A 19847-nucleotide genomic window follows, 5' to 3' on the forward strand; every position below is an offset into this window, starting at 1 on the left:
CGGCTCAGTGCGTCTCGGCCTGCGTCTGCCGGGGCCGGCCCGGCTGCTGCTCGGGCTGCTGTTCCGCGTGCTGCTCGGGGACGGCGGCCGCACCGTACTGGTTCATCTCGGTGAGGCCGGGGGTGTACAGGTGGATGGAGACGGCGGGTTCGAGCGCGCCGTTGAGCACCTCGTGCAGGTAGCCGGAGGAGAACACGCGCTGCCCGCCGGGCTTCAGGGTGCGGGCGCCTTCGCCCGCGTGCGTGAGGGAGCGCTCGACGAGCTCGCCCCTGACGACGGTCATCACGCCCGAGGACTCGCCGTGGTCGTGGAAGCCGCTGCTCTGGCCGGGCAGCCAGCTGAGCAGCCAGACCTCGTAGCCGGGGCCGGTCTCCAGCCGGGCGTACCAGCGGGTCAGCGCGTCGTAGCGGACCAGCGGTTCCCAGCGGGCGCGGTCGGCGGCGATCTCGCGGACCAGCCGGGCGTACTCGGCGACGGTGGTGGGGTGGCCGGGCAGGTCGGTGCGGGCCAGGTGCGGGAAGGCGAGCGGGTCGCCGGCGATGGAGACGTCGCTCAGGCCGTCGGTCCAGCGGGCGGCCTCGGCGGCGGGGCGGGCGTCCGCGGGGTGGGCGGCGGTGGCGGGCCCGCGGCGGGTGGGCTTGTTGCGGTCGCGGTTCCGCTTGCGGATGCGGATCATGCGCACGGGAGTCGTCCTCGGATGAGTCGGCCGGTTCGTGGGGATCGGCCGGATCCGGGATGTCCTGGGACGGGAGTCGCGGGCGGCCTCTGTGCTTCCTGGGGCGGCGCGCGGTGGGACGCGGGCGCCTAGATACAGCAGGAACAGAGGCGACAACAGAAGTTCACGGCACGGCGGAACGTGGAACCGCTCCGGGGGCTGGCGAACTCTGACATAGGGAAAAGGACACCGCATCCGCGGGGCCGGTGTCAAACCGAAGCGTGCGGCATTCGAGTGGATTAGGTCCGGATCTTTCCCGGATGGGGTGATTCATCACTCTCTATGTTTCGATGGGAAGATCGCCGGGAAGGCAGCCCGATGACCGGCCTGTGCCGGTGACCGAGCGTCACCCGGCGAGTGGTTGCGGATGGTTCGACACTGTTCAGGACCTTAAGGCGAAAGGTCTGATGTGTCCGGATATGCACACTATTCGTAACGGCTTGGTGCCGGGGAGTGAATCCTGGCCCCAATACCAGAGCTCGGCTTGACGGGGCCAGAGTGACGCAACTGTAATTTCACTCGTGTCGTCGGCCGCACGAGGCAACGGCAACCACGGGGACGCCAAGTAGGGGCAGAGGAGGCGCGCCACATGAGCGAGCTCTTTGAGCTGTTGATCGGGGACGGCATCGCGGAGGACGAGGAGGAACTCGGTTGGCAGGAGCGCGCGTTGTGCGCCCAGACCGACCCCGAGTCCTTCTTCCCCGAGAAGGGCGGCTCGACCCGCGAGGCCAAGAAGGTCTGCCTCGCCTGCGAGGTCCGTTCGGAGTGCCTGGAGTACGCGCTCGCCAATGACGAGCGCTTCGGCATCTGGGGCGGCCTCTCCGAGCGCGAGCGCCGTCGGCTCAAGAAGAGCGCGGTCTGAGCGGGCGGTCCCGACCCGCGCTGACCTTTCGACAACGACGGACAACCGCACAGCTGGACGGGCGCCTCACCGCGGTGGTGGGGCGCTTTCGTGTTCCCCGGCCGGTGCTTTGGTGTTCCCCGGCCCTCCTTCACCCTCTCCGCACGGTGCCCGGGACGAAGCGTCCACCCGGAGCCGTTAGTGTGGTGCGCCATCCGGTTGCCGTTCACCGGCTGTGTCCACCGAGAACTGGGGCCCGCGCACTCGATGACCGTCTACAGCCACCAGAGCGGCTACACCGCTTCCAGGCCGCCCGCCTATCCGCGCCACCTGGTCACCGCGGTGATCGTCTCCCACGACGGTGCCCGCTGGCTCCCGCAGGCGCTGGCCGGCCTGCTCGGACAGGACCGCCAGGTCCAGCGCGTCCTCGCGGTCGACACCGGTTCCACCGACAACTCCCCGCAGCTGCTCGCCAAGGCGCTCGACGACTTCGGCCTCGCCGACGGGATGCCCGACAGCGGCCCCCTGATCCTCGGCCGCCGGGCCGGCTTCGGCACCGCCGTGGCCGAAGCCGTCTTCAACAGCCCGCCGCTGCGCCCCGAGGACCTGCCCTACCGGCTCGACCCCTCCGGCTACGACCCGGTCACCGGCGGCTGGGACGACTTCGGCGACCCGCTCGCCCAGGAGGACGACCTCGGCCGCGGCGGCCCGCGCGAGACCCAGCCGGTCGAGTGGCTCTGGCTGCTGCACGACGACTGCGAGCCGCAGACCGACGCGCTGCGTCGGCTGCTGCAGGTCGCCGACTCCACCCCCAGCGCCGCCGTGGTCGGCCCCAAACTGCGCAGCTGGTACGACCGCCGCCAGCTGCTGGAGGTCGGCGTCACCATCGCCCGCTCCGGCCGCCGCTGGACCGGCCTGGACCGCCGCGAACAGGACCAGGGCCAGCACGACCAGGTCCGCCCGGTGCTCGCCGTCTCCAGCGCCGGCATGCTGGTGCGCCGGGATGTCTTCGAGGAACTCGGCGGCTTCGACCGGGCCCTCCCGCTGATGCGCGACGACACCGACTTCTGCTGGCGGGTCAACGCCGCCGGCCACCGCGTGGTGATCGCCCCCGACGCCGTGCTGCGGCACGCCGAGGCGGCCGCCCGCGAGCGCCGGGTCATCGACTGCGGCCCCGCCCACCCGCACCGGGTGGACAAGGCCGGCGCCGTCTACACCCTGCTCGCCAACTGCCGGGGCGTGCTCTTCCCCTACGTCCTGCTGCGACTGGTGCTCGGCACGCTGGTGCGGGCCGTCACCAACCTGCTCGGCAAGGACCCGCGCCAGGCCTTCGACGAACTCGCCGGCCTCGGCCACGAACTCGTCCGGTTCCCCAGGCTGTTGGCCGCTCGCAAACACCGCGCCCGGACCAGGGCGGCGGACGCCCTGGACGACCGCACGCTCTTCCCCGTACCCGGCGCCACCACCCGGCTGGCCGTCGAGGGCGTCATCGGCTCGCTCGGGATAGGGGGCGGCGACGACACCGGCGGCCGGCACGGCTCGGTCGAGGCCGGCGGCGACGAGGACTCCGAGGACCTGGTCGTCGAGCAGTTCGCGCTGATCAGGAAACTCGTCCGGCGCCCGGCGCCGGTGCTGTTCGCGGCCCTGCTGGTGTTCGCCCTGGTCGCCTGCCGCGGCCTGCTCGGCAGCGGAGAGCTGTTCGGCGGTGCCCTGCTGCCCGCCTCCGACGGCGCCGGCGGCCTCTGGTCGATGTACGCGGACGCCTGGCACCCCGTCGGCACCGGCTCCGCCGCCGCCGGACCGCCGTACCTCGGTGTGCTCGCGGTGCTCTCCTGGCTGCTGTTCGGCCACGCCGACCTCGCGCTCACCCTGCTCGTCGTGCTCACCGTCCCGCTCGCCGCCGTCAGCGCCTACCTGGTGTCCCGGCCGCTGCTGGACTCCAAGCTGGTCCGCGCCTGGGCCAGCGCCACCTACGCGCTGCTGCCCGCCGCGACCGGCGCGCTCGCCCAGGGCCGGATCGGCACCGCCGTCCTCGCCGTGCTGCTGCCGCCGCTGGCCCGGGCCGCCGCGATCGCCGCCGGCCTCGGCATCCGGGACGAGAGCGCCGCCAAGGGTGCCCGCCCGGGCTGGCGGCCGGTCTGGATGGCCGTCCTGCTGCTCACCCTGGCCACCGCCTTCGTGCCGCTGACCTGGGCGCTCGCGGTGCCGCTCTGCCTGGCGATGCTGGCCGTCGCGGTGGTGCGCGGCGGGGCCTTCGGCTCCGGCGCCACGGCGCTGCGGCTGCTCGGCCTGCGCATCCTGGTGATCCTCGCGGCCCCGGTCGGCGTCCTCGCCCCGTGGTCGCTCAAGGTCCTCGCGCACCCGCAGTCGCTGCTGCTGGAGGCCGGCCTGCCCGGCCTGCACGGCGCCGGCGCGAGCGCGGCAGGCCTGCTGCTGGTCAACCCGGGCGGCGCCGGGGTGCCGCCGGTCTGGCTGTCGGCGGGTGTCGTCCTCGCCGCGCTCGCCGCGCTGTTGCGCGCCGACCGCCGCCGCGCGGTGCTCGTCGCGTGGGGCGCGGCCGCCGCCGGCCTGGTCTTCGCGGTCGCGGTGGCGGGCACCTCCGTCACGCCGGCCTCCGGCGGCCAGACGGTGCCCGCCTGGGCCGGCCCGGCCACCCTGATCGCCGGGATCGCCCTGCTGGCCGCGGCCGCGATCGGCGCCGACGGCGCCAACGCCCGCGTGGCCGGAATCGCCTTCGGCTGGCGCCAGCCGGTGGCCGCCCTGGTGGTGGCCTCGGCCGTGCTGGCCCCGCTGGGCACCGGCCTGTGGTGGGCGCTGACCGGCGCCGGCAAGCCGCTGCACCGCGCCCCGGCCGGCCAGGTGCCCGCGTTCATCGCCGAGGAGGCCGGCACCACCGACCGGGCCCGCACCCTCGTCGTCACCGGCGAGAAGGGCGGCGGCGCCGTCCGCTACACCGTGCTGCGCGGCGCCGGCCTGACGCTCGGCCAGGCCGAGTCCACCGTCGATCCGGCGACCGGCACCCAGGACGGCCTGAACCGGATGGTCGGCAGCCTGCTGGCGGGCTCCGGCGCCGACCAGGCCGACGCGCTGGCCGGCTACGGCATCGCCTACGTGCTGGTCCGGCAGCCGGTGATCGACACCTACAAGGACGTCCTGGACACCACCCCCGGCCTGGTCAAAGCCAACCAGGACAACGGCACCGCGCTCTGGCAGGTCAACGGGGCCCCCGCGGTCCGCGCGGTGATCACCACCCCGGGCGCCAACCCGGTGGCCGTGCCGTCCGGCACCCGCGACCTGTCGGCGACCGTCCCGGCCGGCCCGGACGGCCGGGTGCTGCGACTCGCCGAGTCCGCCGCCCCCGAGTGGAAGGCCACCGTGGACGGCACCGCGCTGGAGCCCACCACCGTGGACGGCTGGGCGCAGGGCTTCAAGCTCCCGGCCGGCGGCGGCAAGGTGACCGTCACCCGCGAGGGCAGCCTCGCCCACACCGGCTGGATCTGGGCCCAGGTGCTGCTCGGCCTGACCGTCCTGGTGCTGGCCCTGCCCGGCCGCCGCAGCCACAAGGACGACGACCTGCCCGAGGAGGTGGTCGCCGCCGCCGCGCTGGCCGCCGCCGCCCAGGCGCAGGCCCCCCTCCCCGGCAGCCGCCGGGCCCGCCGGATGGCCGAGCGCGGCGAGGGCGGCGAGCCCGGCACCGACGAGAGCGGGGTGTACGACGGCCGCCCGGGCGCCGCCCCGGCGCAGCCGGCCGGCGAGCCGGTGACCGAGGCGGTCCAGGCGGCCGCCGCCGTCCAGGACGCCGAGCCCTACACCGACCCGTACCAGGCGTACCAGCAGGCCGACCCGTACAGCTACGACCAGTACGCGGCCCAGCAGCCGGTGGCCGCGCCGTACGGCGGCCAGGGGTACGAGTCCCACGGGTACGACGGCCACCAGCAGCAGGCCTACCCCCCGCAGGGCTACGCGCAGCAGGGGCACGACCAGCAGCACAGCCACGACCAGCAGGGCTACGACCGGCAGGGCTACGGACAGCAGCAGGGCTACGAGCAGCCCTACCAGCCGGAGCAGCAGCCGTACGGCTACGACCCGTACCAGCAGCAGCCGGAGCACCAGCAGCCCTGGATGCCGGGACAGCAGCAGGCCGAGCCCGCCTACGACCCGAACAACCCGAACGACCCGAACGACCCCAACGGCACCGGCCGGTACCCGCACCAGCCCGGATCGGGGAGCTGACCCGCGATGAAGAAGCCCGCATTCAGGAAGAAGCCCGGCGCCGACGAGGCCTCCGAGCCGGGCGGGGCCGCCTTCGGGGCCGAGCCGGCCGCGCCCGCTCCGGCCGCCGGGCCCGCCCGGTTCGCCGGGAAGGGCGGCGGAACGAGGACCACCCAGTCGCTGCTCGCCGCCGCCGTGGTGCTCGCGGCGGTGTTCGGGATCGCCGAGGCGCGCCCGCCGGCCGCCCCGGCCAAGGCGGACGGGGCAGCGGCCCCGACCACCGCGCAGGTCGAACGGACGGCGGCAGTCTGCCCGCAGCCGCTGCAGGGCCTGACCGGCTCCACCACGCTCAGCGCCTACACCCCGCCCGGGACGGGCTCCGCCACCGGCGGCGCCGGCTGGCTGTCCGACGCGGCGGCGCCCGCCGTGCCCGCCGCGCAGCCGTCCGGCACGCCTGCGGCCCCGCCGGCGAGCGCACCCGCCGCCCCGGCCGGCTCGGCCGCCCCGGTCCAGGACAAGAACGCGGCGCCCCCGGACGCCCGGCTCACCCTGGCCAAGCCGGGCACCCCGGTCACCGGCCCGGCAGCCAACGGGGACACCGCGTCCGGCACCGGGGCCGCCGCCACCGGCGCCCTCGCCCCCGGCTTCACCGTCACCCAGACCACCGTGGTCACCGAGCAGCGCGGCCTCGGCCTGTCCGGCCTCACCTGCACCCCGGCCGGCACCGGCTTCTGGTTCGCCGGGGCCAGTACGGCCGGCGACCGGGTCGACTACCTGAGCCTGGTCAACCCGGAGTCCTCCGCGGCCGTGGTCGACATCAAGATGTACGGCGACAAGGGCCTGATCGAGAACGACGCCGCCAACGGCATCACCGTCGCCCCCGGCAGCTCCCAGTCCGTCCTGCTGTCGACCCTCACCAAGGGCGCGGTGACCGACCTCGCCGTCCAGGTGGTGGTCCGCTCCGGCCGGATCGGCGCCGCGCTGCACGCCGCCGACGGCAACAAGGGCGCCGACTGGATCCCGGCCTCGGCCGCCCCGGCCGCCACCCAGGTGATGCCCGGCCTGCCCGCCGACACCGCCGCCGCCCGCCTGGTGGTCTGGGCGCCGCCGGAGGACGACGCCGACCTGAAGATCCAGCTCTCCGGCAAGAACGGCTGGTTCTCCCCGGCCGGCAACGAGTCGATCCACGTCAAGGCGGGCATGGTGGCCGCCGTCGACCTCGGGAAGATCACCCGCGACGAGGTCGCCGGGCTGCGGCTGTCGCCCAGCGACGACAAGCACCCCACGCCGATCGTGGCCGGGCTGCGGATCGACCGGGCGGGCGGCAACGGCAAGTCCGACGCGGCCTGGCTCACCGGCAGCGCCCCGGTCGGCGCCCGGGCCAGCGTCGCCGACAACCGGGCCGGCGCCTCCACGCTCTACCTGACCTCCACCGGCGACGCCGCCACCGTACGGGTCACCGCCTCGGCGGGCAGCGGCGGCGGCACCCCCGCCACCAAGGAGGTGCAGCTCCCGGCCGGCGGCACGGTCGCCCTCCCGGCGCCCGAGCCCGCCGGACTGAACGGCGTCTTCGCGCTCACCGTGGAGACCGTCTCCGGCGGCCCGGTGGTCGCCGCCCGGATGCTCTCCATCCCCGCCAAGGACGTGCCGATGTTCACCGTCCAGGCGCTGCGCGACGACCACAGCACCGTCAAGGTCCCGCAGGCCGCCCAGGACCCGGGCGTCGTCCTGCGCTGAGCAGCCGACGGGGGCGGTACCCGTGCGGGTACCGCCCCCGATCGACCGACCGCGCTCTGGCGGTCCTGGTCTCAGTCCTCGTCGTAGCGCGGGTCGATCGCGTCCGGCGAGAGCCCCAGCAACTCGGCGACCTGCTCGATCAGGATCTCGTGCACCAGCGCCGCCCGGTCCTCCCGGGTCTTCGCCCGGATCTCCACCGGCCGCCGGTACACCACGATCTGGCTCTTGTGCCCCTGCTTGCCCGGCGACACCCGCCCCAGCGGCACGCCGTCCTCCGCGTCGGCGCCGTCCGGCTCGTGCAGCGGCACCTCCTGGACGGCGAACTCCACCTCGATCAGCTGCGGCCACCGCCGCTCCAGCCGCTCCACCGACTCGCGCACGTAGTCGTCGAACAGTTCGGAGCGGGTGAGCGAGATCGGCACCTGCGGCGGCGCCAGCGGTCCGCGCAGCCCCCTGCCGTGCCGGTCGCGGTGCCGGGGGCGGCGCGCGGGGCCTGTCGATGACTGCGGTGCGGAGCTGTCCATATCACTGCCGAGAGTAGTCCTTGGACGGTCGGAAGTGGACCAGTCCGGCGGGGAATCGCCCGGGGCGGCCGGGACGCGCCCCCGGCGCCCGGAAGCCGACACGGCACACCCTCCGGGCAGGCGGTCTTCGCTCCCCGGCGGGGAGTGCTGTACCGTCCACCCTCGTGAGCTCTGTACGTCGTTGTTCGCGGACCGCGTGCGGCCGGCCGGCCGTCGCGACGCTGACGTACGTCTACGCCGACTCCACCGCCGTCCTGGGCCCGCTCGCCACCTACGCCGAGCCGCACTGCTACGACCTGTGCGCCCAGCACGCCGAGCGGCTCACCGCCCCCCGCGGCTGGGAGGTCGTCCGGCTCGCCGCCGAGGCCGGGCCGCTGCGCCGCAGCAGCGACGACCTGGAGGCGCTCGCCAACGCCGTGCGCGAAGCCGCCCGCCCGCAGACCCCCCGTCAGGGCCGCGCGCCCGAGGGCGAGTCCACCGAGGGCGGCCGCCGCGGCCACCTGCGGGTCCTGCGCTCCCCCGACAACTGACGCCGCACCCGGCACGGGCCGTTCGTCCGGCCCAGGTACGCTGCCCGTCTACCGCCACCCACCCGTCGACCGGACGGGCGGTGGCTCCGACGTATCGTGACCAGTACAGAGACCAGGGTGGAGCCGCAGTGCGCGACCTCAAGCAGCTCGTGAAGGCGTACGACGTCCGGGGCGTCGTCCCGGACCAGTGGGACGAGAGCCTGTCCCGGGCCTTCGGCGCCGCGTTCGTGCAGGTCACCGGCGCGACCGCGATCGTCGTCGGCCACGACATGCGCCCCTCCTCCCCGTCGCTGACCCTCGCCTTCGCCGAGGGCGCCGCGGCCTACGGCGCCGACGTGGTGCAGATCGGGCTCTGCTCGACCGACCAGCTCTACTACGCCAGCGGCAAGCTCGACCTGCCCGGCGCGATGTTCACCGCCAGCCACAACCCGGCCCAGTACAACGGCATCAAGCTGTGCCGGGCCGGCGCCGCCCCGGTCGGCCAGGACACCGGCCTGGCCGACATCCGCGAGCTGGTGGAGTCCTGGAGCGCGGAGGACGGCACCGTCACCGTCCCGGCGAAGGACGTGACGCCCGGCGCGCTCTCCGCCCAGGAGACCCTGCGCGGCTACGCCGACCACCTGCTGGGCCTGGTCGACCTCACCGCGATCCGCCCGCTCAAGGTCGCGGTGGACGCCGGCAACGGCATGGGCGGCCACACCGTGCCGACCGTCTTCGACGGCCTGCCGGTCGAGCTCGTCCCGATGTACTTCGAGCTGGACGGGACCTTCCCGAACCACGAGGCCAACCCGCTCGACCCGAAGAACCTGGTCGACCTGCAGGCCAAGGTGCGCGAGGTCGGCGCCGACGTGGGCCTGGCCTTCGACGGCGACGCCGACCGCTGCTTCGTCGTGGACGAGCGCGGCGAGCCGGTCTCCCCGTCCGCGATCACCGCCCTGGTCGCCGCCCGCGAGATCGCCCGGGCCCAGGCCGCCGGCGAGGCCGAGCCGACGGTCATCCACAACCTGATCACCTCCTGGACCGTCCCCGAGGTGGTCCGCGAACTCGGCGCCAAGCCGGTGCGCACCCGGGTCGGCCACTCCTTCATCAAGCAGGAGATGGCCGTCACCGACGCCGTCTTCGGCGGCGAGCACTCCGCCCACTACTACTTCCGCGACTTCTGGCGCGCCGACACCGGCATGCTGGCCGCGCTGCACGTGCTGGCCGCGCTCGGCGGGCAGCCGGGCACGCTGTCCGCGCTCACCGCCGAGTACGACCGCTACGCCGCCTCCGGCGAGATCAACAGCACCGTCGCCGACCAGGCCGCCAGCACCGCGGCCGTCCGCGCCGCCTACGCCGGCCTGGAGGGCACCACCGTCGACGAGCTGGACGGCCTGACCGTGGCCGGCCCGGACTGGTGGTTCAACCTGCGCGCCTCCAACACCGAGCCGCTGCTGCGCCTCAACGTCGAGGCCAAGGACGCGGCGAAGATGGCCGAGGTGCGCGACGGCGTGCTCGCCATCGTCCGCGCCTGAGTCGAACGGGCCGAGCCGTCCGCGTCCGAGCCCGAACGGGCCCGGGCGGAGCGCGTCCGGGCGGACGCGCCTGACCGAAGTGCCCGGTGCCCCGGCCGGTAGGGTTGCCTATCGGCCGGGGCACCTCCGTGCCACCACCGAACTTTGGGAGAGCCCCATGAAGCTCGAATCCTTCCTGCTGGAGATCCTGGTCTGCCCGCAGTGCCGGGCCGCGCTCACCGAGGGCGGCTCCGAGGAGCAGCCCGAGCTGGTCTGCACCGGCGCGGGCTGCGGTCTCGCGTACCCGGTCCGCGACGGCATTCCGGTCCTCCTGGTGGACGAGGCCCGCCGCCCGGCCTGATCCTTGGGGCGAAGCCCCACCCGCCGGCCGTTCGACCCCGCCGGCGCCCCGCTCCGCCAGCCGCCCCATCCCGCCAGCCGCCCCAGGACAGCAGCCGGAGGCCCGCCGCATGCTCGACGACACCCTGCTCGACGACCCGGCCGCCCTCCAGCGCGCCGACCAGGACCGCGCCCTGCTGGCCCTGGCCGGTGCCGGCGCCCGGGTCCGCACCGCGCTGCGGCAGGCCGACACGGCCGGGCTCGACCGGCTGCGCCCGGACGGCCGTCCGCGCGCCGTCCTGGTCGCCGGGCACGGCAGCGCGCTGACCGCGGCCGACATGCTGGCCGCGCTGGCCGGCACCGCCAGCCTGGTCGTCCCGCTGCCGCCGAGCGAGGCGGCCGCCCCGCGCGCCGACCGGGCCGGTGCCCCGCCCGCGTTCACCGCCGGGCTCGGCTGGCAGCTGCCCGGCTGGGTCGGCCCCCTCGACCTGCTGGTGATCAGCTCCGCCGACGGCGGCGAACAGGGCCTGGTCAGCCTCGCCGAACAGGCCTACGCGCGCGGCTGCGCGCTCGTCGTCACCGCCCCGGCGGGCAGTGCGCTCGCCGCGGCCGCGCTGCAGGTCCGGGCGCTGCCGCTGCCGTACGTGCCCTCGGCGCTGCCCGACGACGCCCCGCCCCCCGCGGCCGCCGAGCCGGACCTGCCCGCCGAGGACCCGGCCGCGCTCTGGGCCCACCTCACTCCGCTGCTGGCGCTGGCCCAGAAGATCGGCCTCACCCAGCTGCCGTACGACGCGCTGCCGGGCGTCGCCGACCTGCTGGACGAGACCGCCGTGCGCTGCCGACCGGACGCCGCCGCGTACACCAACCCGGGGAAGGGCCTGGCCGCGCGGCTGGCCGGGACGGTTCCGCTGCTGTGGGGCGAGGGCCCGATCGCCGGGGCGGCCGCCGCCCGCTTCGCCGCCCAGCTGGCCGACCGGGCCGGGCGGCCGGCGCTGGCCGGGGAGCTGCCGCAGGTGCTCACCGCCCACCGCGGCATGTTCACCGGGCAGTTGGGGGCGGGCGCGGACCCGGACGACTTCTTCCGCGACCGGGTCGACGAGCCGGACCCGCTGCACCTGCAGGTCCTGCTGCTGCGGCACGTCCCCGGCCCGGCCGGATCGCCGGACGGGCAGGACGGCCCGGCCGAGGTGCCGGAGGAGGACGCCGGCCCGCGCAGCTTCGGCGTGTCCCGGGCGCACCGGCTGGCCGTCGCGCACGACGTCCGGCTGACCGAGTACGCGAGCGCCCGGCCGGACGCGCTGCACGCGCTGGCCGACCTGGTCGCACTGACCGACTTCGCCGCCGTCTACCTGGGGCTCGCCGCGGCGCAGTCCTGACGCGGTCGGTCGGGCCGGGCAGGCCGGACAGGCCGGCCGGTACGGTAAGCGCTCGACGACCCCGACCGACTCCGTGAGGATCTGCTGGCATGAGTACCGAAGGCGGCACCAAGGCACTGGTGGCGGCGCTGTCCGCGAATCTGGCGATCGCGGTGGCCAAGTTCACCGCCTTCGGCTTCACCGGATCCTCCTCGATGCTCGCCGAGGGCGTGCACTCGGTGGCCGACTCCGGCAACCAGGTGCTGCTGCTGGTCGGCGGCAAGCGGGCGCGCCGGGCGGCGGACGAGGAGCACCCGTTCGGGTACGGCCGCGAGCGCTACGTGTACGGCTTCCTGGTGGCCATCGTGCTGTTCACCGTCGGTGGCCTGTTCGCGGTCTACGAGGGCTGGCACAAGGTCAACCACCCGGAGGCACTGGACTCCTGGGGCTGGGCGGTCGGCGTGCTGGTCTTCGCCCTCGCGATGGAGGGCTGGTCCTTCCTCACCGCGATGCGCGAGTCCGCGAAGGTCAAGGGCGCCCAGAACTGGGTGCAGTTCATCCGCACCGCCAAGGCGCCGGAGCTGCCGGTGGTCCTGCTGGAGGACGCCGGCGCGCTGATCGGCCTGGTGCTCGCGCTGTTCGGCGTCTCGCTCACGGTGATCACCGGGGACGGCGTCTGGGACGGCATCGGCACCCTGTGCATCGGCGTCCTGCTGGTGGTGATCGCCGTGGTGCTCGCCCTGGAGACCAAGTCGCTGCTGCTCGGCGAGTCCGCCGACCGGGAGTCGGTGCGGCGGATCCGCGAGGCACTGGTGGACGGCCGGTCGGTCACCGGGGTGATCCACATGCGGACCCTGCACCTGGGCCCCGAGGAACTGCTGGTCGCCGCGAAGATCGCGGTCAACGCGGAGGACAGCGCGGCCCGGGTCGCGGAGGCGATCGACGCCGCGGAGGAGCGGGTCCGGGCCGTCGTCCCGATCGCCCGGGCCATCTACCTGGAGCCCGACGTCTACAGCGCCGAGAAGGCCGCGGCGGGCGAGGACCCGGCCGCCACCCCGGGCGGCCCGGGCCCCGACGCCGCGCACTGACGGCGGCCCCGCGGCCCGGCTCGGGCCGGGCTCGAGCACGGGTGGGGTCGGGACTCGAAATCGGTCATCGCCGGACGGCTGACGGGGCCATCGGTGTAGATTCGTCACCAGAGCCAGAACGTCGCTGCTGATGGCGGTCGATCGGCGGTCCGCATCCGCAGGGTGTGCGCCGGTCGAGGGAGAGAGGTCCTCCGACGGTTTGTGCTGCGCAGCAGGGCACCGGTCCGCCAACCGCGGGATCCGGCGGCCCAGGCGCGGCCGTGCACCCGTACGGCCGGCCACCCGCGACGCACGCCCGGACCTTTGGCCCCACCCCCATCAGCGAGGAGCAGACGCATGTCGACCGACATCACCGGTGACTTCAAGGTCGCCGACCTTTCCCTGGCGCCGTTCGGCCGCAAGGAGATCCAGCTGGCCGAGCACGAGATGCCCGGTCTGATGGCGATCCGCGCCGAGTTCGCCGAGGCGCAGCCGCTGGCCGGCGCCCGCATCACCGGCTCGCTGCACATGACGGTCCAGACCGCCGTCCTGATCGAGACCCTGACGGCGCTCGGCGCCGAGGTCCGCTGGTGCTCCTGCAACATCTTCTCCACCCAGGACCACGCGGCCGCCGCCATCGCCGTCGGCCCGGAGGGCACCCCGGAGAACCCGCAGGGCGTGCCGGTCTTCGCCTGGAAGGGCGAGACCCTGGACGAGTACTGGTGGTGCACCGAGCAGGCCCTGACCTGGCCTGACGGCAAGACCCCGAACATGATCCTGGACGACGGCGGCGACGCCACCCTGCTGATCCACAAGGGCGTCGAGTTCGAGAAGGCCGGTGCCGCGCCGGACCCGTCCACCGCGGACAACGACGAGTTCCGGATCATCCTGGAGCTGCTCAACCGCACCCTCAAGGACGCCCCGAACAAGTGGACCGAGGTCGCCGCCACCATCAAGGGCGTGACCGAGGAGACCACCACCGGTGTCCACCGCCTGTACGAGATGCACCGTGACGGCAACCTGCTGTTCCCGGCGATCAACGTCAACGACGCCGTCACCAAGTCGAAGTTCGACAACAAGTACGGCTGCCGCCACTCGCTGATCGACGGCATCAACCGCGCCACCGACGTCCTGATCGGCGGCAAGGTCGCCGTCGTCGCCGGCTACGGCGACGTGGGCAAGGGCTGCGCCGAGTCGCTGCGCGGCCAGGGCGCCCGCGTGATCATCACCGAGATCGACCCGATCTGCGCCCTGCAGGCGGCGATGGACGGCTACCAGGTCACCACCCTGGAGGACGTCGTCTCGATCGCGGACATCTTCATCACCACCACGGGCAACAAGGACATCATCCTTGCCTCGCACATGGAGAAGATGAAGCACCAGGCGATCGTCGGCAACATCGGCCACTTCGACAACGAGATCGACATCGCGGGCCTGGCGAAGCTGCCCGGCATCGTGAAGACCGAGGTCAAGCCGCAGGTCCACGAGTGGCGCTTCGCGGACGGCCACACCATCATCATGCTGTCCGAGGGCCGCCTGCTGAACCTGGGCAACGCGACCGGCCACCCGTCCTTCGTGATGTCCAACTCCTTCGCGAACCAGACGATCGCGCAGATCGAGCTGTTCACGAAGACCGAGCAGTACCCGATCGGCGTCTACGTGCTGCCCAAGCACCTGGACGAGAAGGTCGCCCGCCTGCACCTCGACGCGCTGGGCGTGAAGCTGACCACCCTGACCCAGGAGCAGGCCGACTACATCGGCGTTCCGGTCGAGGGCCCGTACAAGGCGGAGCAGTACCGCTACTGATGCGGTGAGCCGCCGCCGAGGCGGTGCGTACGAACGCCGGTGGCCGGTACCCCGAGCGGGGTGCCGGCCACCGGCGTGTCCGGCTGCTCTCAGCGCATGACGTCGGTCGCCCAGGTGCTCGCGTCCAGGCCGAGAGCCTTGGTGTGGGCGAGCATCCAGGCCAGGCCGCCGAGCCTCTCCAACGAGGGCGGCAGGTCGGCCCCGGCCCCGACGCACACCTGCACTCCGCTGTCGGTGGAGCACACGGGAGGGGTCGGGCCGGTGTTCGGCGCCCCGTCCTTTCCGGTCGGCGCGGTCTGCGACCCCGGGGTGACCGGCTTCACGGTGAACCACACGTTCTTGCCCTCGGCCTCGAGCATCAGCCACATGCTCCAGGCGCCCTTGCCGTCCGAGCCCGGACGCGCCAGCTGGACGTTGGTGGCCTCGAACGCCTCGGGCAGTCCGGTGAACCGCACCGGCAGCGGGACGTCCCACATGCCGTACCGCACGCCGGCGGCAACCTTGTGCAGGACCTCCCGCGCGATGTCCGCAGGCCGGCCGCCGGAGCCCGAGAGCTCCGCCCAGCGGCCCGAGGGTGTCAGCCACCGCAGGGTGGGCTGGTCGTACGGGGGCGAATCGGAGACCACCCAGTAGGCGGTCCGTCCGTCGACCGGCTCGGCCTCCTCCGTGCGGACCTTGCTGCCGGGCGGCCCGGTCACCGGAGGCTGGGATCCGGCCGGGAACTGCGAGAGCTGCAGGCGCGGGGCGTTCGTGCCCCGGCCGCTCGCCTGCAACTCGATGCCGTGGAACCCGGTCTGGTATCCGACGCCGTTCTCGCCGCCGGCCCACTCCGGCAGCCACCCGAACCGGACCTCGGGGGCCAGCGGGTCGGCTCCGGCCCGGTCGGGTGTGGCGGTCGGGGACGGCGTGATCGTCGGGGACACAGTGGTGGGCACTGCGGGCGCGGCCGGCAGCACGGGTGCGGCGGTATCGCTGCGCGGGAGCAGGAGGGCGGTGCCGGCCACCACCGCGACCGTCGCGGCTGCGACGGTGCCGATCACGGCCAGCCTGCGGCGGCGCAGCCGGGCCGCGCCCTCGGCCATGGACCGGCCGGTGTCGAAGGCGGGCGGCGGGGCCGGTTCGTCGGCCAGGGCTGTCAGGCGGTCGGTCAGCTCGTCCGGTCCGATGGTCATGACGTCCTCTCTGCGACGGAGTGGTGGGGAACGAGGGTTCTGCGCAGGGTCTCCAGCGCGCGGGAGCTCTGGCTCTTCACGTTGCCCGGTGAACAGTCCATGGCTTCGGCGGCCTGATCGATCGACAGGTCGCAGTAGTACCGCAGGACGACCGTGGCCCGTTGACGGGGCGGCAGGGCGGCCAGGGCCCGGCGGAGGTCGAGTGCGGTGTCCAGGTCGAGCCCCACGGCGGCGATGTCCGGTTCGCTGTCGGTCCGGACCGTGCGGCGCCACCACGCGGTGCGCTGCTCGCCCAGGAAGGTGTTGACCAGCACCCGGCGTGCGTAGCCGTCCAGGTTCTCCACCCGCCCGGCCCTGGCCCAGTTCACGTACAGCTTGGTGGTGGCCTCCTGGACCAGGTCGTCGGCCCGGTGCCAGTCCCCGCACAGCAGATAGGCGACCTTCCGCAGCCAGCCGCTCCGGGAGGCCACGTACTCCGTGAACTCCGCGTCGCGTGTCTGCTTCGCCATCCGCACCCCCTCTCGTCGTGGCGTCGACGCGCTGCCGCGCCGTCCACCCCCCTAATGCGGGTGACCGGCCCGAACGTTGCATGTCGGCGCGGAGACCGCCCACGTAGGCTTTCGGGCATGCCCAACGGCCGGTACTCGCTCCACGACACCCATGACCACGTCCTGCTCGGCGAGGAGCGCTTCAGCTGCGCGCCCGGGCCGGCCGGGTGGCGGTACGTCTCCAAGACCTACGCGCCGGACGGCCGGGTCATCGGCAGCGTCGACCTCACGCTGGACTCGCGGGCCCGGCCGCTGCGGATGGAACTGCGGGCCGGGGGCTGGCAGGTGCGCGGCGGGGCGGTGGACGGGGTGGCCTGGGTCCGGACCGACGCGACGGATCCGGGCGGCGAGCACGCGGCGGAGGGGCACGACCGGGCGCACGCCTTCACCGGCCGCTCGCCGGGGTTCCTGGTCGCCACCGCCCGGCTGCTGCGCCTGCGGGAAGGCGCGAGCGCGCGGGTGCGCCTGGTGGCGTTCACCGAGCCGGTGCTGGCGCCGCGCACCCTCGACCAGGGGTGGCTGCTGGAAGGCGCCGACACGCACGAGACGGACTCGGGGCCGCTGCTCGTCGAGCGGTACCAGGTCGCGGACCTGGAGACGGGGGAGCAGCAGGTGGTGCACCTGGCGGGGGACGTGGTGCTGGCGGCGGGCGGGATCGAGCTGGAGGAACTGGAGTCGCCGCCGAACGCCTGGCGGGTGGGGGCCGAGGAGTAGCGGGCCGACGGGGCGCGGCGGCTTCGCCGGCTTCAGGAGGGCGGGGCGAAGCCGGTGCCGGCGGCGGGCTTGTCGAGGGACGGGGCCGGCGGGGCGGTCGGTGCGACCGGAGCCGCCGGCGCGACCGGGGCTGCCGGCGCGGGGGCGGACTGCACGGGGACGGTGGGTGCGGTGGGCACGGTGGGCACGGTGGGGACGGGACCGGGGGCCATGCCGAAGGCCGGGCGGGGCGAGGGCACCTGCCCGGGTATCGGCCCGGCCACCCACAGCTGCTCCTGGACCCGAACCCACTCCCGCCGCTGCCGCTCGGTCAGCACCGCGCCCAGGTACGCCGCCGGGTGCAGCCCCGGAGACATCGGGTGGCCGATCCGGGCGGACAGGTCCCCGGCCAGCCGGTCGGTCATCCGGTTCATCACCGAAGGGTCCAACTGGCCGATGCGGCCGAGCAGTTGGCGAACGGCGAGCCAGAGCGGCTCCGGTACGGCGGACAGGTCCATCGCGACCAGCTCGCGGCCCATCGCCTGCAGCAGGTGCGGGTGCACCGGCGGCAGCGGGGAGGCGGAGCCGCCCGGCGTGCGCTCGCGCACCACCACCGTCCCGGCGAAGATGTCGCCCAGCCGCTTGCCCTCGGTGTTCACCGCCGAGGTGATCACGGCCGGGGAGCCGGACAGCGCGATCAGTTCGAAGAAGCCGACCAGCCCGCGCACCAACGAGTGCCGGAACCGCACCGGCCCGCCGTCGGTGCGCACCACCCGCAGGCCGAGCGCGGCCTTGCCGAGCGAGCGCCCGTGGCTGAGGGTCTCCACCATCACCGGAACGGCGACCAGGAAGAACACCATCAGGCCGATCATGGTGGCGGCCAGCGCCGCGCCGTCGAGCCCGATCAGGGCGACGCTGAGCAGCAGCGTGAACACCAGGAATGCCGCGAACTCCACGAGCAGGTCGAGCACGATCGCCAGTGCCCGGCTCGGAAGCTTCGCCGTCTGCAGGCCGAGGACGACCGCCTCACCCGTCACCAGGTCGCTCAAGACACCTGTCCGTTCACGCTCTTGGAGCCCGTACGGCTCGTCCATGGAGATCCGGGGCCGCCGAGGGCGGCAGCGCCGGGGGAGGGATCCGGTCCGGATCGGCCCCCAGGACCCGCTCTCGCCAGTCTGATCCGCAGCCGCAAACATACGACTCCCGGTGGGCACACGGGAAGTGAGATCCCCGGCGGCCGGGGCTTCGGCCGCTGCTGGCATGCTGGGCGGCGCCTGTCCGCCCGTACCCACCCGCGCACGCACGTCCGCGCCGACCTCGCTGATCATGGAGCCGCCGAATGGACCTGGACGTCTTCGTCGCCACCCACCAGGGGGAGTGGGCCCGGCTGGACGCCCTCGCCCGCAGGCGCCGACTCACCGGTGAGGAGGCCGACGAGCTCGTCACCCTCTACCAGCGCGCCACCGGCCACCTCGCCAAGGTCCAGGCCGCAGCGCCGGACCCGGCGTTGCTCAGCCGGCTGACCGGCCTGGTCTCGCGCTCCCGCAGCACGGTGACCGGCGCCCGGACCAACGGCTGGCAGGACGTCGCCCGCTACTACACGGTGAGCTTCCCGGCCGCGCTCTACCGTGCGCGCCGCTGGTGGGTGCCGGTCGCGGTCGTCTCGCTGCTCGCCACCGCGCTGCTCGCGTGGTGGATGGCCACCCACCCCGAAGTCCGCAACAGCCTGGTCGCCCCCGACCGCCTGCGGGAGCTGACCCGCCCCGGCGGACAGTACGAGGCGTACTACTCGGACCGGCCGGCCGGCTCCTTCGCCGCACAGGTCTGGACGAACAACGCGTGGATCGCCGTGCAGTGCCTCCTGTACGGGATCGCGCTGGGCATCCCGGTGCTCTACGTGATGTGGACCAACGTGGTGAACCTCGGCATAGGCGTCGGGCTGATGGCCTCCGCCGGGCGCCTCGACGTCTTCCTCGGCCTGCTCATTCCGCACGGCCTGCTGGAGCTCACCGCCGTCTTCGTGGCCGGCGGCCTCGGCCTGCGCCTCGGCTGGACCGTCATCGACCCGGGGCCGCGCACCCGCGCGGTGGCACTGGCGGAACAGGGCCGCTCGATCATCGGAATGTCGATCGGGCTCACGACGGTGCTGGCCGTCTCCGGTGTCCTCGAAGCCTTCGTGACGCCTTCCGGCCTGCCGACCTGGGCCCGGATCGCCATCGGCGTGCTCGTCGAGCTGGCCTTCCTGCTCTACGCCCTGGTGTGGGGCCGCAGGGCGGCGGAAGGCGGAGAGTTCGGTGATGTGGACGCGGCCGATCGGGCGGACCTGCAGCCGGTCGCGGCCTGAGCCGATGTGATCAACAGACCTCTGACCTGCTACTCTTCTCTCAACCCGGCCAAACCATTGACGTGGTGGGGGCGGACTAGTAGGTTTGAACGGTTGGGAGCGACTGGACAACGGTCGAGCCCAGGCGCTAGTGTCTACGACACCGCCGAATCGAGGCGAGCGCGTTTCAACGAAATGCGCGCCCTCCGACGAAGCAAATCCCACGGACGGAACACTCCGAAAGCTTTGATAAGCTTCGGAACGAAGTTCGCAGGAAATCCCGCCAGCGGGAACCCAGAAAAACGAAGCCGGTAAGAACGGTCGAATGGATCTGGTAAGCTGGAAACACGAAAGAACGAAGCCCGGAGGTTCCGCTGGAAGGCGGTCCGAAGGAAGTGTCCGTTCCTTGAGAACTCAACAGCGTGCCAAAAGTCAACGCCAGATATGTTGACATCCCCGGCCTCGATCGTCTGATCGGGGTTGGAGATTCCT

Annotated in this window: 17 protein-coding genes; 11 read left to right on the forward strand and 6 right to left on the reverse strand. The window is 73.8% G+C overall.

Going from position 1 to position 19847, the window contains the following annotated elements; all coding sequences use genetic code 11:
- Positions 1 to 4 precede the first annotated feature (4 nt).
- Positions 5 to 556: a cysteine dioxygenase gene (locus AC0B61_RS30175; RefSeq protein WP_471744586.1), complete on the reverse strand. Its 552-nt coding sequence runs from the start codon at positions 554 to 556 to the stop codon at positions 5 to 7.
- Between the two features lie 748 nt (positions 557 to 1304).
- On the opposite strand from AC0B61_RS30175, the gene AC0B61_RS30180 reads away from it, so the two are divergent.
- The 3 genes from AC0B61_RS30180 (at position 1305) to AC0B61_RS30190 (ending at position 7505) form a co-directional block, all read left to right on the forward strand.
- Positions 1305 to 1577 carry a WhiB family transcriptional regulator gene (locus AC0B61_RS30180; RefSeq protein WP_030062195.1) on the forward strand — a complete coding sequence of 91 codons (273 nt, stop codon included), beginning with the start codon at positions 1305 to 1307 and terminating at the stop codon, positions 1575 to 1577.
- Between the two features lie 246 nt (positions 1578 to 1823).
- The gene (locus tag AC0B61_RS30185) at positions 1824 to 5789 is read left to right on the forward strand and encodes a glycosyltransferase family 2 protein (RefSeq protein ID WP_471744553.1); all 3966 of its coding nucleotides are present in this window, start codon (positions 1824 to 1826) and stop codon (positions 5787 to 5789) included.
- A gap of 6 nt (positions 5790 to 5795) precedes the next feature.
- Positions 5796 to 7505, forward strand: a complete 1710-nt coding sequence (locus tag AC0B61_RS30190) for a DUF5719 family protein (protein ID WP_471744555.1) — start codon at positions 5796 to 5798, stop codon at positions 7503 to 7505.
- A 71-nt stretch (positions 7506 to 7576) separates the two neighbouring features.
- Here the strand turns inward: AC0B61_RS30190 and AC0B61_RS30195 are convergent, their stop codons facing one another.
- Positions 7577 to 8029: a metallopeptidase family protein gene (locus tag AC0B61_RS30195; protein ID WP_359910079.1), complete on the reverse strand. Its 453-nt coding sequence runs from the start codon at positions 8027 to 8029 to the stop codon at positions 7577 to 7579.
- A gap of 164 nt (positions 8030 to 8193) precedes the next feature.
- Between AC0B61_RS30195 and AC0B61_RS30200 the strand changes: the two genes are divergently transcribed.
- The 6 genes from AC0B61_RS30200 to ahcY all read left to right on the forward strand — a co-directional run bounded on the left by AC0B61_RS30200 (position 8194) and on the right by ahcY (position 14619).
- Positions 8194 to 8559 carry a DUF3499 domain-containing protein gene (locus AC0B61_RS30200; RefSeq protein WP_471744557.1) on the forward strand — a complete coding sequence of 122 codons (366 nt, stop codon included), beginning with the start codon at positions 8194 to 8196 and terminating at the stop codon, positions 8557 to 8559.
- 128 nt (positions 8560 to 8687) lie between these two features.
- Positions 8688 to 10073 carry a phosphomannomutase/phosphoglucomutase gene (locus tag AC0B61_RS30205; RefSeq protein WP_471744559.1) on the forward strand — a complete coding sequence of 462 codons (1386 nt, stop codon included), beginning with the start codon at positions 8688 to 8690 and terminating at the stop codon, positions 10071 to 10073.
- A 157-nt stretch (positions 10074 to 10230) separates the two neighbouring features.
- Entirely contained in the window at positions 10231 to 10413 is a 183-nt protein-coding gene (locus AC0B61_RS30210; RefSeq protein WP_471744561.1) for a Trm112 family protein, read from the forward strand.
- Positions 10414 to 10522: 109 nt separating this feature from the next.
- Complete coding sequence (locus tag AC0B61_RS30215; protein ID WP_471744563.1) at positions 10523 to 11767, forward strand: SIS domain-containing protein; 1245 nt, start codon at positions 10523 to 10525, stop codon at positions 11765 to 11767.
- Between the two features lie 89 nt (positions 11768 to 11856).
- Positions 11857 to 12834, forward strand: a complete 978-nt coding sequence (locus AC0B61_RS30220; protein WP_471744565.1) for a cation diffusion facilitator family transporter — start codon at positions 11857 to 11859, stop codon at positions 12832 to 12834.
- A 336-nt stretch (positions 12835 to 13170) separates the two neighbouring features.
- Complete coding sequence (gene ahcY, locus AC0B61_RS30225) at positions 13171 to 14619, forward strand: adenosylhomocysteinase (protein WP_471744566.1); 1449 nt, start codon at positions 13171 to 13173, stop codon at positions 14617 to 14619.
- Between the two features lie 89 nt (positions 14620 to 14708).
- On the opposite strand, the gene AC0B61_RS30230 is transcribed toward ahcY, so the two are convergent.
- Both AC0B61_RS30230 and AC0B61_RS30235 read right to left on the reverse strand, forming a co-directional pair.
- Entirely contained in the window at positions 14709 to 15791 is a 1083-nt protein-coding gene (locus AC0B61_RS30230; protein WP_471744568.1) for a hypothetical protein, read from the reverse strand.
- A complete protein-coding gene (locus AC0B61_RS30235; RefSeq protein WP_471744569.1) occupies positions 15788 to 16300 on the reverse strand; it encodes a SigE family RNA polymerase sigma factor in 513 nt (170 codons plus the stop codon). The genes AC0B61_RS30230 and AC0B61_RS30235 overlap by 4 nt, the downstream gene beginning before the upstream one ends.
- Before the next feature lie 117 nt (positions 16301 to 16417).
- Between AC0B61_RS30235 and AC0B61_RS30240 the strand changes: the two genes are divergently transcribed.
- Positions 16418 to 17053, forward strand: coding sequence for a hypothetical protein (locus AC0B61_RS30240; RefSeq protein ID WP_471744571.1), 636 nt, complete (start codon positions 16418 to 16420; stop codon positions 17051 to 17053).
- A 32-nt stretch (positions 17054 to 17085) separates the two neighbouring features.
- Here AC0B61_RS30240 and AC0B61_RS30245 read toward each other — a convergent pair whose 3' ends face one another.
- Entirely contained in the window at positions 17086 to 18081 is a 996-nt protein-coding gene (locus tag AC0B61_RS30245; RefSeq protein WP_471744573.1) for an RDD family protein, read from the reverse strand.
- A 290-nt stretch (positions 18082 to 18371) separates the two neighbouring features.
- Between AC0B61_RS30245 and AC0B61_RS30250 the strand changes: the two genes are divergently transcribed.
- Positions 18372 to 19376 carry a stage II sporulation protein M gene (locus AC0B61_RS30250; RefSeq protein WP_471744574.1) on the forward strand — a complete coding sequence of 335 codons (1005 nt, stop codon included), beginning with the start codon at positions 18372 to 18374 and terminating at the stop codon, positions 19374 to 19376.
- Positions 19377 to 19510: 134 nt separating this feature from the next.
- Here the strand turns inward: AC0B61_RS30250 and AC0B61_RS30255 are convergent.
- A partial coding sequence (locus AC0B61_RS30255) for a hypothetical protein (RefSeq protein WP_471744576.1) occupies positions 19511 to 19847 on the reverse strand: 337 nt, incomplete at its 5' end.

The sequence above is a fragment of the Kitasatospora sp. NPDC023385 genome (genome assembly GCF_055664045.1).